The 1,288-nt window shown below is 62.4% G+C and carries 2 protein-coding genes and 1 pseudogene; all 3 read right to left on the bottom strand.

What is annotated here, in order from left to right:
- A partial coding sequence (locus ABT116_RS47220; protein WP_351647543.1) for an FAS1-like dehydratase domain-containing protein occupies positions 1-453 on the bottom strand: 453 nt, incomplete at its 3' end.
- A 6-nt stretch (positions 454-459) separates the two neighbouring features.
- Positions 460-891, bottom strand: coding sequence for a type II toxin-antitoxin system Rv0910 family toxin (locus ABT116_RS47215; protein WP_095969428.1), 432 nt, complete (start codon positions 889-891; stop codon positions 460-462).
- A 42-nt stretch (positions 892-933) separates the two neighbouring features.
- Positions 934-1,200: pseudogene (locus ABT116_RS47210) on the bottom strand (thiolase C-terminal domain-containing protein); the annotation flags it as partial.
- Positions 1,201-1,288 lie beyond the last annotated feature (88 nt).

Below are 1,288 nucleotides of genomic sequence, written 5' to 3'. Positions count from 1 at the left end.
GCCCAGTCCGGGGCCCGCGTCGACCTTGCGGAAGAATGCGGTCATCCACTGCTCGTTGACCAATTCACCCTTGTCGGTTTTGGTTTCGATGTAGATGACGACGGTGGAACCGTTGTCGCGGCCCTCGAATCCGATGGGTTTTGCCCGGGCCACCAGATGGTCGCCGGGGTAGATCGGACGGTGGAACAGGAAGTCCTGCTCACCGTGAACGAGCTTCATCAGCAGTTCGACCGGCGCCACCGACAGCGCAGCGGGTGCCATCGACATGAAGACGGGTACCACCGCGAAGACCGGCGGAGCGATCTCGCCCTTCAGATGTCGCTCGATGGGATCGTTGGTGGCAGCGGCATATTCGGCGATGCGCTCGGCCGTCACCTCGAAGTGCTCCGGATCAGTCCATACGTCCAGCCCGGACGTATCGAATTCGACCGCGTTGGTCTTCGGTGTTGTCATCGAGCGTTATCCGACCAACTCGGCGAACTTGGCCAGCGAGGCCTCGAGGTCAGCCTTGGCGTTCTTGGCAACTGCCTTGCCGATCGGTCCGACGATCATGGTGCCCTTGAAGCTGGCGTCGACGGTTGCCTTCGAGCCCGAACCGTCGGCCTCGACCGAGAGAACGAATTCGACGGTGACACCGGCCATTCCGGTACCGGCAATCTTGACCATCTTCGGAACCTCGACCTCTTCGACGGTCCACTCGATCTTGTTGGCCATACCCATCACGGAGACGACCTCGGTGAACTTGGCGCCCAACGCAACCTCGGTGGGGAGTTCACTCTTCCAGCCCTGGTGAATGGTGAGCCACTCTTCCCAACGAGACAGGTCGGAGAGCGCATCCCAGGTCTTCTCGGGGGATGCGGGCAGTACGGCGGAGACAGAAACGGAAGCCATGATGAAACTCCTAGTGGGTAGCTAGCGGATTGAGGGTGTGATTCAGCGTGCGTAGGGCTTGTATGCGGTCACGACAACTGCACCGCCGAGTCCGATGTTGTGCTGGAGGGCGACCTTCGCGCCGTCGACCTGACGCTTGTCGGCGGTGCCGCGGAGCTGCCAGGTGAGTTCGGCGCACTGTGCGAGGCCGGTTGCGCCGAGGGGGTGGCCCTTGGAGATGAGGCCGCCGGACGGGTTGACCACCCAGCGTCCGCCGTAGGTGGTGTCGTCGGCGTCGACGAGCTTGCCGCCGTCACCTTCGGCGCACAGCAATCGGCATCTCCTGACCGCGCTCCGAAGATGGCCGACCGTCAGCTCATCCCGATTGCCCTGACGGTTGAGCGTCGAAGAATAATGA

Origin of the sequence: Streptomyces sp. NPDC002130, assembly GCF_040296465.1 — a bacterium.
Classification (GTDB): domain Bacteria; phylum Actinomycetota; class Actinomycetes; order Streptomycetales; family Streptomycetaceae; genus Streptomyces.
Note: the sequence above shows the minus strand (reverse complement) of the source record. Positions and strands in the feature narration are given on the sequence as shown.